The organism is Escherichia sp. 94.0001 (assembly GCF_013369155.2).
Taxonomy (GTDB): domain Bacteria; phylum Pseudomonadota; class Gammaproteobacteria; order Enterobacterales; family Enterobacteriaceae; genus Escherichia; species Escherichia coli_F.
Map to the genome: position 1 here is coordinate 1 of NZ_JABWMS020000060.1, position 12,682 is coordinate 12,682.

A 12,682-nucleotide genomic window follows, 5' to 3' on the forward strand; every position below is an offset into this window, starting at 1 on the left:
AAACCGGAGGCCGGCTCCGGTTTTTGTTGTCATGCCATGGTGATGTTTGTTATGAAGACTTGAGGGAATATTTATCCGTATGAAGGAATATGGTAATGCCTGGATTAATATCATATGTGTCATCGGCTTCATTCGTGAATGAGATGATGGAGTTGCGTCAGCAGGTAATGGAGGGGCAGATTGGTGGATTTCTCCTGGGAGGGGAGAGGGTTAGAGTTTCTTATATGCCAGATACAGGCCGTTTTTTAGCAGAAAGTGAAGGGCAGGGACGGGTTTATGCAGAATTATTGAATATTGCTTTTAATGATGGAGTTAATGTGCTCAGAAACAGGATATTAAGTGCGCTCCCTGGAATGGGAGGGCGAAACTCTTTGCAGGAAAAAATATCGGAGTGTGCCTTTACTGTCGATATTGAAAAACTTCAATGTCCTGGTGATGCGCTTCAATGTCCAATTACACTGGAGCAGCCTGAAAAAGGTGTTTTTGTGAAGAATTCAGATGGTTCAGATGTATGTACTTTATTTGATGCCGCTGCATTTTCTCGTTTGACTGGTGAAGACTTACCCCACCCACTGACCCGGGAACCAATAACGGCATCAATAATTGTAAAACATGAAGAATGCATTTATGACGATACCAGAGGAAACTTCGTTATAAAGGGTAATTGAAATGAACATTACCCTTTATTTTATTTAATGAAACATCCTGCAAACTGATATGAATTACTGAATGAGGTTTTTATGCCTGTTACCACCTTAAGTATCCCAAGTATATCTCAATTATCTCCTGCAGGAGTACAGTCTTTGCAGGATGCAGCCAGACTTGAAAGTGGAATAAGAATATCCATTGGTAGTGGCCAATATTCTGTTCACTATGTCCAACTACTGGATGGATTTTCAGTTGAACCGGTGAGAGGAGACTTACTGGATAGGCTATTGGGGCGTGAGCATCGAATGGAGAGAAGGGCTGTGGCTCTGGAAAGGCAATTAAATGGAGGTGTCGATTTTTTAAGTAGTGTTAATAACTATTTTCAGAGTGTCATGGCAGAACACAGAGAAAATAAAACAGGTAATAAAATATTAATGGAAAAAATAAATTCTTGTGTATTTGGAACGGATTCTAATCACTTTTCTTGCCCGGAGTCATTTTTGACATGCCCGATAACGCTGGACAAACCTGAGAATGGAGTGTTCATGAGAAACTCACAAGGTGCTGAGATATGCTCTCTATATGATAAGGACGCGTTAGTGCAACTTGTTGAAACTGGTGGAGCTCATCCTCTGAGTCGAGAACCTATAACAGAATCAATGATTATGAGAAAAGACGAATGTCACTTTGATACAAAAAGAGAAGCTTTTTGTTGTAAGTGATAATTAATGATATAAATATAGTTTTATGTGCTTTTATTTTTTACTAAAGCAAAATTAAGTTATTAAAATGGAGGGAGAGGAATGCCTGTAGATTTAACGCCTTATATTTTACCTGGGGTTAGTTTTTTGTCTGACATTCCTCAAGAAACCCTGTCTGAGATACGTAATCAGACTATTCGTGGAGAAGCTCAAATAAGACTGGGTGAGTTGATGGTGTCAATACGACCTATGCAGGTAAATGGATATTTTATGGGAAGTCTTAACCAGGATGGTTTATCGAATGATAATATCCAGATTGGCCTTCAATATATAGAACATATTGAACGTACACTTAATCATGGTAGTTTGACAAGCCGTGAAGTTACAGTACTGCGTGAAATTGAGATGCTCGAAAATATGGATTTGCTTTCTAACTACCAGTTAGAGGAGTTGTTAGATAAAATTGAAGTATGTGCATTTAATGTGGAGCATGCACAATTGCAAGTGCCAGAGAGCTTACGAACATGCCCTGTTACATTATGTGAACCAGAAGATGGGGTATTTATGAGGAATTCAATGAATTCAAATGTTTGTATGTTGTATGATAAAATGGCATTAATACATCTTGTTAAAACAAGGGCGGCTCATCCTTTGAGCAGGGAGTCAATCGCAGTTTCAATGATTGTAGGAAGAGATAATTGTGCTTTTGACCTTGACAGAGGTAACTTCGTTTTAAAAAATTAAGATAGCAATGGCGGGTTAACTTTTCGTAAAATGAAATTAATTCTCGGTACGACATGTAAAACGCGGCACCTCGTATGCAAGAACGTACTGCGGTTGGCTGGTGAACTTTCGATAGTGCTAGTATTGAATGATTTCCAGCCGTTACCGATTTACGTGTTTATTAGTGAACAAACCACTCGTCAGAAGATTCCCAGGTATCTTTCAGAGTCTCCTGAACAAATGTTTTTGCAGAATCCTTATCTGCAGTGCGTGTAACAGAAAGCCCATCATTGCTGGTGGCTTTTACGATCACTTCTACATCGTCATAACGCTTACTGATGCGCCGAGTTAATTCTTCCTTTAACGCATCCACAGCACCGTTTGGCATTTTAGTCATTTTTTCTTTGGCTATGCAGATCTCAATACGCATAAAAGTCCCTCTATACTGTGTTTGTATACAGTATTATTTTTAACTGTACAAATAAACAGTATCAAGGTGAGTGAGATGAAAAAAACGGGGGGGGGGTTGTTACCCTTAGTTACAAATTGAAAAACCCCAGTCGGTGATAACTGGGGTTTTTTAGAAGTGCACGTGCATTTCACGTGTATATTTTTGTCTTTTTTCAGTCCGACTACTGTCTGGCTTGTGTCCGTAAGTGGCTGTATTTATTGCTACTGTCCGGTTGTAGTCCTTCTTAAAGTGGTGGAGCTGGCGGGAGTTGAACCCGCGTCCGAAATTCCTACATCCTCGGTACTACATGCTTAGTCAGTCTTTACATTCGCTTGCCAGCTGCGGACGGACACGCCACTAACAAACTAGCCTGATTAAGTTTTAACGCTTCAACCCCAGGCAGGGCTTCCACGCGATCTCTTTTGGGTTTGACCTCTCTTGATCCCCGTCCTAAGAGCGGAGGCTAGGGAGAGAGGGCTCTAAGCAGGTTATTAAGCTGCTAAAGCGTAGTTTTCGTCGTTTGCGACTATTTTTTGCGGCTTTTTACGAGGCCAACCGCCCCTCGGCATGCACCTTGGGTTTCGCAAATCCCGTCGAATCCAGAATCAGCCCCAATGTGTAACGGTAAGTATACCAGATTCATGAGTGCCATGACCAGCCTCAATGGCGTTATCGTTAAAGATTTAGCACCCATGTAGCCTGATTTTTATTCGATTAAGCAATGGGATGGCAACATTTGGGTCGGATGTGATAGCCAATAAGATGTTCATTCGCGCCGCCGGAGAGGGTGGCGCGGTGAGGAACTGGTCAATAATTGGAGTGCAGATTTAACGGTGGGCGTTTTTCATGATACGCGCTTTATCCACCTGCCATTCGCGTTCTTTGATGTCTGAACGTTTATCGTGCTGTTTCTTACCTTTAGCGACGCCGATTTTCACTTTGCACCAGGCATTTTTCCAGTACAGGGAGAGCGCCACTACGGTATAGCCTTCTCGATTGACGCGACCGTACAATGAGTCCAGTTCGCGCTGGTTGAGAAGTAACTTGCGGGTACGGGTAGGATCGCACACCACATGCGTGGATGCCACAGCCATTGGCGTGATGTTAGCGCCAAACAGAAATGCTTCTCCATCACGTAGAAGGACGTAGCTGTCGCTGATATTGGCTTTTCCTGCGCGCAGGGATTTAACCTCCCAGCCTTGCAGGGCAAGTCCCGCTTCGAACTCTTCTTCGATAAAGTATTCGTGACGGGCGCGCTTGTTAAGCGCGATGGTCGCTGAACCAGGTTTATGTGCTTTTTTCTTCGTCATAAGCGTCGTGAATCATCGGTAATCTGAAATCGAAAACACCCCATATCAATCCTGCGGGGGACAAGGCTCTATCTTAGCATGAACCCGATGTTACCCAGCGCCGGGATAGCGTTTTTTTTACAGCAGGATAAATGATATTATTTGTTGGATTTTTGTTGATGGAAATTGTTATGCCTCAGATTAGCCGGACCGCACTGGTACCCTACAGCGCGGAGCAAATGTATCAGTTAGTGAATGACGTTCAGTCTTATCCTCAGTTTTTGCCGGGTTGTACCGGAAGTCGGATTCTGGAGTCCACTCCTGGGCAGATGACCGCGGCGGTAGATGTCTCTAAGGCTGGGATCAGCAAAACGTTTACTACCCGCAACCAGTTGACCAGTAACCAAAGTATTCTTATGAATCTGGTGGATGGGCCGTTCAAGAAATTGATCGGTGGATGGAAGTTTACGCCGCTGAGCCAGGAGGCGTGTCGTATCGAGTTTCATCTCGACTTTGAGTTTACCAATAAGTTGATTGAACTCGCCTTTGGCCGCGTGTTTAAAGAGCTGGCGGCTAATATGGTCCAGGCTTTTACGGTTCGTGCGAAAGAGGTTTACAGTGCCAGGTAAAATTGCCGTTGAGGTGGCTTATGCTCTACCTGAGAAGCAGTACCTGCAGCGCGTGACGCTGCAGGAGGGCGCGACGGTTGAAGAAGCTATTCGCACCAGTGGCTTGCTGGAATTGCGTACCGATATCGATTTAACTAAAAACAAAGTCGGCATTTACAGCCGTCCGGCAAAACTGAGCGATACCGTGCATGATGGCGATCGGGTGGAGATTTATCGTCCTCTCATTGCCGATCCGAAAGAGCTTCGCAGGCAACGAGCAGAAAAATCAGCGAATAAATAACAGACGTTAAAAAAGGTGCTCATTGAGCACCTTTTTTAACGTCTTTGAGAGCAACTTTATTATTAGTTACCACTCAGCGCAGGTTTGTTATCAATGTTGGTCAACACCCCGCTACTGTTAAAGGTCAGCGTCAGCGTTTGCTGCGTTACACCTTCATGACCTGGTTGCTGGCGGAAGACATAGAACCAGGTATTCGTACCAAATGGATCGGACATCAGCGGTGTACCCAATGCGTACGCAACTTGTTGTTGCGTCATGCCAACACGTATTTTGGACACGTCGTTAGCGGTCAGATAGTTCCCCTGGTTGATGTCAGGACGGTAAACCACTCGCTCCAGAGTGGAACAGCCTGCGGTCAACATCAATAGTACTGCTGCTGCAGCAGTCAGCGTTTTACAGCGCATAGTGATTTGATTCCTTTTCGGGCCCGAGCAGTACGTGGCTCATCTGTAATATGCCGATGATAATAGACCTTTCATCACTTTAAAACCTTTTGCTTTCCGGTCTTACGGCGTTTTGCTGTTTACTCTGACCGTGAAGCAGGAAAAAAGTTTACGCCGCAAGCAGTTCTTTCGCATTCGCCAGTGTGTTACGTGTGACTTCACTGCCACCAAGCAGGCGCGCCAGCTCTTGTAACCGCGCTTTTTTGTCCAGCGACTCCATATGCGTTTCTGTCATCGCACCATCGGTTTCTTTGCTGACAAAATAGTGTTGATGACCACATCCCGCGACTTGTGGCAGGTGGGTAACACACATCACCTGAGTTGATTCGCCGAGTTGACGCAGCAGTTTGCCGACAACTGCCGCTGTTGGACCGCTAATCCCTACATCCACTTCATCAAAAATCAGTGCCGGGGTTTCCATTTTACGCGCTGTGATGACCTGAATTGCCAATGCGATGCGGGACAATTCACCACCAGATGCGACTTTGGCAATAGGCTGCATTGGCTGACCTGGGTTGGTGGTTACCCGAAACTCAATACGATCAGCGCCGTCAGCGCCCAGGTGATGCTCGTCAAATTTAACATCAATCGTAAACTGCCCATGCGGCATAGAGAGTGCATGCATACTGTCGGTGATCAGCTGTGCCAACTCATTTGCATAATGCTGGCGTTGCTGGTGTAACGCGCGCGCCGTTTCCAGTGCCTGCTGATGATGTTTCGTTACCGCCAGCGCGAGCGTTTCTTGTGAGTCGGCCTGATCGTCCAGTTGCTGCTGTTCTTCCAGTAGCGACTGGTAATACTGTGGCAATACCTCAGGGCTGACGTGATGTTTACGTGCCAGCGAAATCTGTTTTGAGATGCGCTGTTCAAGTTCAAACAGTCGGTTGGGATCAAGATCCAGACGATCGCAGTAGTGGCGCAGTTCGTCGCTGGCTTCAGCAATCTGGATGGTAGCCTCTTCCAGCATATCAAGTACGCCGGACAGTTTGCTGTCCATGCCAATCAATTCGCTCACCAGTTGTTTAGCCGTGTAAAGCTGGCTTTGCAGGTTTGCGTCTTCGCCGTCGGCCATTAATGCCAATGCATTCTGGCTGGTGGTCAGCAATTGACCGCTGTTCGCCAGACGTTTGTACTCTTCGTCGATTTGCTCAAACTCTCCGGGCTGCGGATTAAATTCGTTCAGTTCTTTTAATTGGTATTGCAGCAGCTCCGCACGAGCGGCGCGTTCCTGACTTAACTGTTGATGATGCGCGAGGTCGCGGCAGCTTTGATGCCACAACTGATAACGTGCGGTCATTTCCTGAAGCAGAGAGGTTTCATTGGCATAGCCATCAAGCAGGAATTTTTGGTGCTCGGGTTTGGTGAGTAATTGATGGGCGTGCTGACCATGGATCTGAATGAGCAACTGGCCCAGTTCGCGCAGTTGTGACAGTGGAACAGCTGTACCGTTGATAAAACCACGAGAGCGACCATCGCTACTGATTACGCGACGAAGCAGGCATTCACGGCCATCTTCCAGTTGGTTTTCTTCCAGCCAGCGCAGTGCTGCGGGTGTATCTTTCAGAGAAAAACGGGCGCACAGATCTGCGCGAGCAGCGCCGGTACGCACCATGTCGGCTTCAGCGCGACCGCCGAGACAAAGGCCCAGGGCATCTATTGCAATAGATTTACCCGCGCCAGTCTCGCCGGTGATTACGGTCATGCCGCTGTGAAAATCAATCTCAAGCTCACGAACGATAGCAAAGTTGCTGATGGTCAGTTGTGCCAACATAGTTGTTTTCCTGTATGAAAAACCATTACTGTTATTGTGTACAGTATAAACTGGTTTTATATACAGTAAAGAGGCTGGCGTAAAATTAGAATAATTTTTTTGACCAGCCGAGCTTGGTGCTTAATGTATTGAAATAGCTGTAATCTTTCGGATGAATCAGATTCAGATGGTAATCACAGCGACGAATCAGGACATCTTCTCCTTCCTGAATCGGCAGTGCTATCTGGCTGTCGCAACTGATTTCCAGGTCGTTACGGCGATGTGAAAAACGCAGACGGATCGTGCTGCTGCTGTTTATGACCAGTGGTCGTGCTGACAACGTATGCGGGAACATGGGCACCAGGGTAATCGCATCCAGAGAAGGCGTCAGGATTGGACCGCCTGCCGAGAGAGAATAGGCAGTGGAGCCTGTAGGTGTCGAAATAATCAGGCCATCGGAACGCTGCGAAAACGCAAAGATCTCGTCGATATATACTTCGAACTCAATCATATGCGCCACTTTGCCTGGATGAAGTACCACTTCATTTATCGCGGTGCTGATGCGCTTTTGGCAATCTTGCTGACAGACTTGCGCTTCCAGCAAAAAACGTTTCTCGCTGATGTAGTGACCTTCCAGCACATCGGCTAATTGTTGCTGAGCGTTATCGGGATCAAGGTCGGTCAGGAAACCCAGGTTACCACGGTTGATTCCAATAACTTTAATATCGTAACGGGCGAGCGTGCGCGCCGCGCCCAGCATATTACCGTCGCCACCAACGACTACCGCGAGATCAGCCAGTTGCCCAATCTCCGCGAGCGTGCCAGTTTTCACATTCTTCAGTTGCAGTTCGTGAGCGATTTGTTGCTCGACGATGACCTCGTAACCTTTTGTGCACAGCCAGCGGTAGAGCATTTCATGTGTTGTCAGTGCAGTAGGGTGCCGTGGGTGTCCCACAATGCCAATACACTTGAAATGATTATTCATTTTTCCGAGGTCCTTGTTGCGAAGATTGATGACAATGTGAGTGCTTCCCTTGAAACCCTGAAACTGATCCCCATAATAAGCGAAGTTAGCGAGATGAATGCGAAAAAAACGCGGAGAAATTCATGAGTAGTAAAGAACAGAAAACGCCTGAGGGGCAAGCCCCGGAAGAAATTATCATGGATCAGCACGAAGAGATTGAGGCAGTTGAGCCAGAAGCTTCTGCTGAGCAGGTGGATCCGCGCGATGAAAAAATTGCGAATCTCGAAGCTCAGCTGGCTGAAGCCCAGACCCGTGAACGTGACGGCATTTTGCGCGTAAAAGCCGAAATGGAAAACCTGCGTCGCCGCACTGAACTGGATATCGAAAAAGCCCATAAATTCGCGCTGGAGAAATTCATCAACGAATTGCTGCCGGTGATTGATAGCCTGGATCGTGCGCTGGAAGTGGCTGATAAAGCTAACCCGGATATGTCCGCGATGGTTGAAGGTATTGAGCTGACGCTGAAGTCGATGCTGGATGTTGTGCGTAAGTTTGGCGTTGAAGTGATCGCCGAAACTAACGTGCCGCTGGACCCGAACGTGCATCAGGCCATCGCAATGGTGGAATCTGATGACGTTGCGCCAGGTAACGTACTGGGTATTATGCAAAAGGGTTATACGCTGAATGGTCGTACGATTCGTGCTGCGATGGTTACTGTAGCGAAAGCAAAAGCTTAATTTCTGCTTTCGTAATAAATCACGGCCCAGCATGCGAATGCCGGGCCGTTTTCGTTACTCCGCCACACTCTCACGCAGCGGTTTCACAGGAAAAACTTTTACCTGCTTAATCATATTGTCCTGTACATCGAGAATATCGATATCGTACTCGCCAATACGCACGCGAGTTCCTGCGACAGGAATCTCTTCCAGTGCCTCAAGAATGACGCCATTAACCGTTCGTGCATCATCTTCCGGTAGATGCCAGTTAAAGGCTTTGTTGATTTCCCGCACGTTGGCAGTGCCATCGATAATCACCGAACCGTCGTTTTGCGGCGTGACCTCTTCGGCGAGCGTTGGCGACATCGACGTGGTGAAATCACCAACAATCTCTTCGAGAATATCTTCGACCGTCACCAGCCCCTGAATATCTCCATACTCGTTGACGACCAGGCCGACTTTCTTTTTGTTGCGCTGAAACTTCACCAGCTGTGTGCTGAGCGGCGTACCTTCCGGGACAAAATAGATTTCGTCCGCGGCGCGTAGCATGGTTTCTTTGGTGAACTCTTTTTTTTCCGACATGAGTCGCCAGGCTTCACGTACTCGCAGCATACTGATGGCGTCGTCAAGCGAGTCACGGTAGAGCACGATGCGTCCGTGAGGTGAGTGGGAGAGTTGGCGGAGAATCGATTTCCAGTCATCGTTGATATCAATACCGATAATTTCACTACGTGGCACCATGATGTCATCGACAGTCATTTTTTCCAGATCGAGTACCGACAACAGCATATCCTGATTGCGACGGGAAATTTGTGACCGCGATTCGTGCACAATGGTGCGTAATTCTTCTTTGCTTAAAGAGCCACTAACCACGATATCGGTTTTGATGCCCATCATGCGCATTAACATGCGGGTAATAGCGTTTAGCAACCAGACCAGCGGCATCATCAAAATTTGCAGCGGTGCCAGCAGAAAACTACTTGGATAGGCGACTTTTTCCGGGTACAGCGCGGCAATGGTTTTCGGCAATACTTCAGCAAAAACCAGTACGACAAAAGTTAGTACACCAGTCGCAATTGCCACGCCCGCATCCCCGTACAAACGCATCCCCACAATAGTACCGAGCGCGGAGGCAAGAATATTGACCAGGTTATTGCCGATTAACACCAGGCTTATCAGGCGGTCTGGCTTACGCAGCAATTTTTCGACACGTTTGGCCGAGCGATTACCCTGTTTCGCCACATGCCGCAGACGATAGCGGTTGAGTGTCATCATTCCGGTTTCGGACCCGGAAAAATAGGCTGAAATGACCACCATGATGATCAGAATAATGATCAACGTAGTAGTAGAAATGTGTTCCAGGGGAAACTCCTTTTCTGGGTTTAGCTGATTAACTGCTGGACAATTCGGCTGCCGAAGTAGGCCAGTGTCAGAATGACTGCACCCGCAACGTTAAACCAGACGACGCGGCGTCCACGCCATCCTTCATGATAATGTCCCCACAGCAGCACAATATAGACAAACCACGCCACGATAGAGAGCACGGCCTTGTCGATATTTTCCATGCTAAATAAGTTGTGCATGTAGAACAGGCCAGTGCAAAGAGTGAGCGTTAACAGCACCACGCCAATCTGCGTGATGTGGAACATTTTACGCTCGATACTCATCAACGGCGGCATTTCCTGGTTAAACGCCAGCTTCTTGTTCTTCAGTTGGTAATCAATCCACGCCAGTTGTAATGCATACAGAGCGGCGATAATCAGCGTGGCATAGGAAAAGAGCGATAAGCCAATGTGCACCAGCATCCCAGGCGTTGCTTCCAGATGGGTGATGTATTCATTGGGCATAAAGGTTGCCAGCGCCAGGTTGATAAGCGCAAAGGCATAGACAATGGGTAGCAGTAACCAGCCACGATTGCGGGAAGCCACGATGGTCATTACCGTACAGATCATCAAACTGACCAGCGAACCAACGTTCAGTAAGCTGAGGTTTTGTCCGCTATCACCGTCGGGCAGGATGCGGGCTTCCAGAGCGATTGCGTGGCAGACCAGCGCGATGACCGCAGAAATAATAGCTATGCGCCGCCAGCCGCCGTTTTTTTGCAGCAGACCGGGAACAATCAGCGCAAGACTGACGGAGTAGGCGACAAGCGCGAGCAGAGCAAAAACGGGCATAGTGATGTCGACAGTTTGAGCAATAAGAAAGAGAAGCAGTATAGCGTCAGGTGAACGCTGCTCCAACCGTTGCATAACAACAAAGACGCCTTCATGTTATACTGCGGCAAAATACTGATGATGTGTCGCGATTGCGGCCAACCGTTTCCACCCCAGGCGAGAGACAATGTTTGATAATTTAACCGATCGTTTGTCGCGCACGCTGCGCAATATCAGTGGCCGTGGACGCCTCACTGAAGACAACGTAAAAGATACGCTGCGCGAAGTGCGCATGGCGCTGCTGGAGGCGGACGTCGCTCTGCCGGTAGTGCGTGAGTTTATCAATCGCGTAAAAGAGAAAGCGGTTGGTCATGAAGTTAATAAGAGCCTGACGCCGGGGCAGGAGTTCGTCAAAATTGTCCGTAACGAACTGGTTGCGGCGATGGGCGAAGAGAACCAGACCCTGAACCTGGCTGCGCAACCGCCTGCGGTCGTGCTGATGGCGGGCCTGCAAGGTGCCGGTAAAACAACCAGCGTGGGCAAGCTCGGTAAGTTCCTGCGTGAGAAGCACAAGAAAAAAGTGCTGGTGGTTTCTGCCGACGTTTATCGTCCGGCGGCAATCAAACAGCTGGAGACGCTGGCAGAGCAGGTGGGTGTTGATTTCTTCCCTTCTGATGTTGGTCAGAAGCCGGTTGATATCGTTAACGCGGCGCTGAAAGAAGCCAAACTGAAATTCTACGACGTGTTGCTGGTGGATACCGCCGGTCGTTTGCACGTTGACGAAGCGATGATGGACGAGATCAAGCAGGTCCATGCATCGATTAATCCGGTTGAAACCCTGTTTGTGGTTGATGCCATGACTGGTCAGGATGCGGCCAATACGGCAAAAGCATTCAATGAAGCGTTACCGCTGACCGGTGTGGTACTGACTAAAGTCGACGGCGATGCTCGTGGCGGTGCGGCGCTCTCGATTCGTCACATCACTGGCAAACCGATCAAATTCCTCGGCGTTGGCGAGAAAACCGAGGCGCTGGAGCCGTTCCATCCGGACCGTATCGCTTCCCGTATTCTCGGCATGGGCGACGTACTGTCGCTGATCGAAGATATCGAAAGCAAAGTTGACCGCGCGCAGGCAGAGAAATTAGCCAGCAAGCTGAAAAAAGGTGACGGCTTCGATCTCAACGACTTCCTTGAGCAACTGCGCCAGATGAAAAATATGGGCGGCATGGCTAGCCTGATGGGCAAACTGCCGGGCATGGGGCAGATCCCGGATAACGTCAAGTCGCAGATGGACGATAAAGTGCTGGTGCGTATGGAAGCCATCATCAACTCGATGACGATGAAAGAGCGCGCTAAGCCAGAAATCATCAAAGGTTCGCGTAAACGCCGTATCGCTGCCGGTTGCGGTATGCAGGTGCAGGACGTTAACCGTCTTCTGAAACAGTTCGACGACATGCAGCGCATGATGAAGAAAATGAAGAAGGGCGGGATGGCGAAGATGATGAGAAGTATGAAGGGGATGATGCCGCCGGGATTTCCTGGTCGCTAAATGACCTTATGCGACAGAGTTATTAACTGCTGATTGCATTTTCTCCAGAAATCAGTAAAATTTTCGGGCTTTTAATATGACACCGGACTCCGTTCCTCGATGGGGTCCGGTTGTTTTATTCACACAAGAGGATGTTATGGTAACTATTCGTTTAGCACGTCACGGCGCTAAAAAGCGTCCGTTCTACCAGGTTGTTGTCGCTGACAGCCGTAATGCACGCAACGGTCGCTTCATCGAGCGCGTTGGTTTCTTCAACCCAATCGCTAGCGAAAAAGAAGAAGGCACTCGCCTGGATCTGGATCGCATCGCTCACTGGGTTGGCCAGGGCGCAACTATTTCTGATCGCGTTGCTGCGCTGATCAAAGAAGTAAACAAAGCAGCTTAAT

At 48.1% G+C, this 12,682-nt stretch carries 15 protein-coding genes, 1 other RNA gene and 1 pseudogene; 9 read left to right on the forward strand and 8 right to left on the reverse strand.

Annotated elements, in window-relative coordinates; all coding sequences use genetic code 11:
* Nucleotides 1-95 precede the first annotated feature (95 nt).
* From HEN33_RS19675 to HEN33_RS26965, 4 genes and pseudogenes are all read left to right on the forward strand, one after another.
* Nucleotides 96-668 carry a DUF1076 domain-containing protein gene (locus HEN33_RS19675; RefSeq protein ID WP_001118000.1) on the forward strand — a complete coding sequence of 191 codons (573 nt, stop codon included), beginning with the start codon at nucleotides 96-98 and terminating at the stop codon, nucleotides 666-668.
* 72 nt (nucleotides 669-740) lie between these two features.
* Nucleotides 741-1,370 carry a DUF1076 domain-containing protein gene (locus HEN33_RS19680; protein ID WP_176263219.1) on the forward strand — a complete coding sequence of 210 codons (630 nt, stop codon included), beginning with the start codon at nucleotides 741-743 and terminating at the stop codon, nucleotides 1,368-1,370.
* An 81-nt stretch (nucleotides 1,371-1,451) separates the two neighbouring features.
* Nucleotides 1,452-2,093, forward strand: a complete 642-nt coding sequence (locus tag HEN33_RS19685) for a DUF1076 domain-containing protein (protein WP_001143783.1) — start codon at nucleotides 1,452-1,454, stop codon at nucleotides 2,091-2,093.
* A gap of 30 nt (nucleotides 2,094-2,123) precedes the next feature.
* A pseudogene (locus tag HEN33_RS26965) lies at nucleotides 2,124-2,243 on the forward strand (capsid protein); the annotation flags it as partial.
* 10 nt (nucleotides 2,244-2,253) lie between these two features.
* Here HEN33_RS26965 and HEN33_RS19690 read toward each other — a convergent pair.
* The 3 genes from HEN33_RS19690 to smpB form a co-directional block, all read right to left on the reverse strand.
* On the reverse strand, nucleotides 2,254-2,502 hold the full coding sequence (locus tag HEN33_RS19690) for a DinI-like family protein (RefSeq protein ID WP_001217541.1): 249 nt from the start codon (nucleotides 2,500-2,502) through the stop codon (nucleotides 2,254-2,256).
* A gap of 271 nt (nucleotides 2,503-2,773) precedes the next feature.
* Nucleotides 2,774-3,136: a transfer-messenger RNA gene (ssrA, locus tag HEN33_RS19695) on the reverse strand.
* Between the two features lie 214 nt (nucleotides 3,137-3,350).
* Nucleotides 3,351-3,833, reverse strand: coding sequence for an SsrA-binding protein SmpB (gene smpB, locus HEN33_RS19700; RefSeq protein WP_000162574.1), 483 nt, complete (start codon nucleotides 3,831-3,833; stop codon nucleotides 3,351-3,353).
* Between the two features lie 170 nt (nucleotides 3,834-4,003).
* Between smpB and ratA the strand changes: the two genes are divergently transcribed.
* Both ratA and HEN33_RS19710 read left to right on the forward strand, forming a co-directional pair.
* Nucleotides 4,004-4,441, forward strand: coding sequence for a type II toxin-antitoxin system toxin RatA (gene ratA / locus HEN33_RS19705; protein ID WP_001300750.1), 438 nt, complete (start codon nucleotides 4,004-4,006; stop codon nucleotides 4,439-4,441).
* Nucleotides 4,431-4,721, forward strand: coding sequence for an RnfH family protein (locus HEN33_RS19710; RefSeq protein ID WP_001117842.1), 291 nt, complete (start codon nucleotides 4,431-4,433; stop codon nucleotides 4,719-4,721). The genes ratA and HEN33_RS19710 overlap by 11 nt, the downstream gene beginning before the upstream one ends.
* 62 nt (nucleotides 4,722-4,783) lie before the next feature.
* Here HEN33_RS19710 and bamE read toward each other — a convergent pair whose 3' ends face one another.
* The 3 genes from bamE to nadK all read right to left on the reverse strand — a co-directional run bounded on the left by bamE (nucleotide 4,784) and on the right by nadK (nucleotide 7,899).
* On the reverse strand, nucleotides 4,784-5,125 hold the full coding sequence (gene bamE / locus HEN33_RS19715) for an outer membrane protein assembly factor BamE (RefSeq protein ID WP_001203437.1): 342 nt from the start codon (nucleotides 5,123-5,125) through the stop codon (nucleotides 4,784-4,786).
* 148 nt (nucleotides 5,126-5,273) lie between these two features.
* Nucleotides 5,274-6,935 (reverse strand): DNA repair protein RecN, encoded by a 1,662-nt coding sequence (gene recN, locus HEN33_RS19720; RefSeq protein ID WP_000880948.1) that lies wholly within the window; start codon nucleotides 6,933-6,935, stop codon nucleotides 5,274-5,276.
* Nucleotides 6,936-7,020: 85 nt separating this feature from the next.
* Entirely contained in the window at nucleotides 7,021-7,899 is an 879-nt protein-coding gene (nadK, locus tag HEN33_RS19725) for an NAD(+) kinase (RefSeq protein ID WP_001059169.1), read from the reverse strand.
* 122 nt (nucleotides 7,900-8,021) lie between these two features.
* On the opposite strand from nadK, the gene grpE reads away from it, so the two are divergent.
* Nucleotides 8,022-8,615 (forward strand): nucleotide exchange factor GrpE, encoded by a 594-nt coding sequence (gene grpE, locus HEN33_RS19730; protein ID WP_001296310.1) that lies wholly within the window; start codon nucleotides 8,022-8,024, stop codon nucleotides 8,613-8,615.
* Between the two features lie 54 nt (nucleotides 8,616-8,669).
* Here the strand turns inward: grpE and HEN33_RS19735 are convergent, their stop codons facing one another.
* On the reverse strand, nucleotides 8,670-9,956 hold the full coding sequence (locus HEN33_RS19735) for an HlyC/CorC family transporter (protein WP_176263229.1): 1,287 nt from the start codon (nucleotides 9,954-9,956) through the stop codon (nucleotides 8,670-8,672).
* A gap of 20 nt (nucleotides 9,957-9,976) precedes the next feature.
* Complete coding sequence (locus HEN33_RS19740) at nucleotides 9,977-10,768, reverse strand: cytochrome C assembly family protein (RefSeq protein WP_113418987.1); 792 nt, start codon at nucleotides 10,766-10,768, stop codon at nucleotides 9,977-9,979.
* A 166-nt stretch (nucleotides 10,769-10,934) separates the two neighbouring features.
* Here HEN33_RS19740 and ffh point away from each other — a divergent pair, with 166 nt between their 5' ends.
* Together ffh and rpsP are read left to right on the forward strand one after the other, a co-directional pair.
* Nucleotides 10,935-12,296: a signal recognition particle protein gene (ffh, locus tag HEN33_RS19745; RefSeq protein ID WP_000460035.1), complete on the forward strand. Its 1,362-nt coding sequence runs from the start codon at nucleotides 10,935-10,937 to the stop codon at nucleotides 12,294-12,296.
* A gap of 136 nt (nucleotides 12,297-12,432) precedes the next feature.
* The gene (gene rpsP, locus HEN33_RS19750; protein WP_000256450.1) at nucleotides 12,433-12,681 is read left to right on the forward strand and encodes a 30S ribosomal protein S16; all 249 of its coding nucleotides are present in this window, start codon (nucleotides 12,433-12,435) and stop codon (nucleotides 12,679-12,681) included.
* Nucleotide 12,682: the final 1 nt, after the last annotated feature.